The organism is Syntrophaceticus schinkii (genome assembly GCF_000946815.1).
In the GTDB taxonomy this organism is placed as follows: Bacteria; Bacillota; DSM-12270; order Thermacetogeniales; family Thermacetogeniaceae; genus Syntrophaceticus; species Syntrophaceticus schinkii.
Genome location: NZ_CDRZ01000138.1, coordinates 1 through 1,671, shown reverse-complemented (window position 1 = coordinate 1,671; position 1,671 = coordinate 1). Strand labels below are relative to the sequence as shown.

General features: G+C 39.3%; 2 protein-coding genes. Both read right to left on the bottom strand.

Annotated elements, in window-relative coordinates:
* Positions 1–641: 641 nt before the first annotated feature.
* Positions 642–1,220 (bottom strand): hypothetical protein, encoded by a 579-nt coding sequence (locus SSCH_RS06435; protein WP_044664751.1) that lies wholly within the window; start codon positions 1,218–1,220, stop codon positions 642–644.
* A complete protein-coding gene (locus tag SSCH_RS06430) occupies positions 1,198–1,473 on the bottom strand; it encodes a hypothetical protein (protein WP_044664750.1) in 276 nt (91 codons plus the stop codon). The genes SSCH_RS06435 and SSCH_RS06430 overlap by 23 nt, the downstream gene beginning before the upstream one ends.
* Positions 1,474–1,671: the final 198 nt, after the last annotated feature.

Sequence of the window (1,671 nt, the reverse complement as noted above, 5' to 3'; positions counted from 1 at the left end):
GTAGGCGAAATTAAGCCACAATTTTCTATTCAAGAAATAGGAAGCGCCTATGATGAATTAGTGGCTATACAGGTAATTTAATAACTGATAAATGCTTTGTCAATCTGGTCTGTTGTTAATTATTCCCGCCTTTAACTTTATAGCCAGTAACTCCAGCATATTATATTGCTCCCCTTGTCATTTCATACTAAACACCACTGTTGTCCCGTTCGCACGCTGGCATTCGACAAAAGTCGGGTCGTAACCGGTACCATTGCGAGGCTAGCCGAGCTTGCTGTTTGCGGAGGGGGGGGCTCTTCCTCCCCCGAGCTTGCTAGATGCAATCGTCAGTAAACAGGCATCGGTGGAGCTACGATAAAGCAGCGGGATTATTGGTTGCGATGGCGGAAACATTGGCTTGCAGAGAAGAAAAACAGGATGGTATAGGCTTTATCGACAAATATAAAAACAAATATCCTCGGCATACTGCTTTTAAGAGGAAAATCACTTGTGCAGTACAGGGCCGGATGTGATGAGAACGCTGCCCGAATATCACAGGATTGCTAGCCGGATGTCGTAAGAATACTCATTCCAGGACAATATCATCTTATCCCATTAAACTTGTATTATGGAAATATCAATAACACACACATTTTTTGCATTTAATACATCGGATTAAAGTAAGGCAATCCTTCAATCAACGGATAATCTTCTGTACAAAGCCAATCAGGAAGATTATCTAAAGCCGCCACGATTTCTTTCGCCTCGGAAAAACCTGCGATTGCATACTCTACCATCCATTTTTCATGGTCAGGCATGCTATCACACTCTTCTTTTATCTCTTCAAGAAGCCCATCAGCATCTAGCTTGCTTCCTGACATTCCTAGTAATAGAATTAAATTTTTTAACAGATATGGTTTGTCTTTAGCCAATCTAATTTCCTTTTCTATTCTCTCGCTATCCAATGCTACATCTGCTTCTGCACAAACCTTTAACAGCGCCTGGGAAGCCATTAGTTGTACTAAGAAAGGAGAACTGCTGTCGTAAAGAATCTGCTGCAGAAAATCAACATACTTTGTATCTTTTACTTCTTCGACTGCCCAAAGTACAACTGAACGTAAAAATGCTTGCTTTAAATCATTAAAATTAGCAACCATTTTATCTAATGCTTTTGGATAAGACCGTAATATTAGAAAACTACACAAACCACGGAACATTTTAAAAATAATTAGAACAAACAATATCATCTACTCCAACAAGGGGCAATACACCTGCGCGGTATGTAAAAAACGAATATTTTGATTTCATTTTCTTCTTATCATGATTATCAAGTTTATTGTATTCATCATAATTCTCATACAGCTCAACTAGATTGCTCTTTATCTCGCTTCTTAGTTCCTCTAATCTCCTCACGAACAAGGGGTTATTAGCCTGAAATTTTTTTGCCCATAGTTCCGGTGGAGTTAATCCATCCGTAATTGAAGGAAATCTCAAAAAAACCCTCCAAAAATATGCTGAACTTTTGCTTGACCTCTTGCCACGTATCCATCCTAGTTTATACCATAACCATAGATTTATCTTTCTTTGCAGCCACTCTGACTCACGAAGACCCCCCAGATTCTTTAGGCACTCTGACTACCATTTGATAAACATAGCTGGTTGTTTCGTATATGCCTGATAGTATTTACGGTC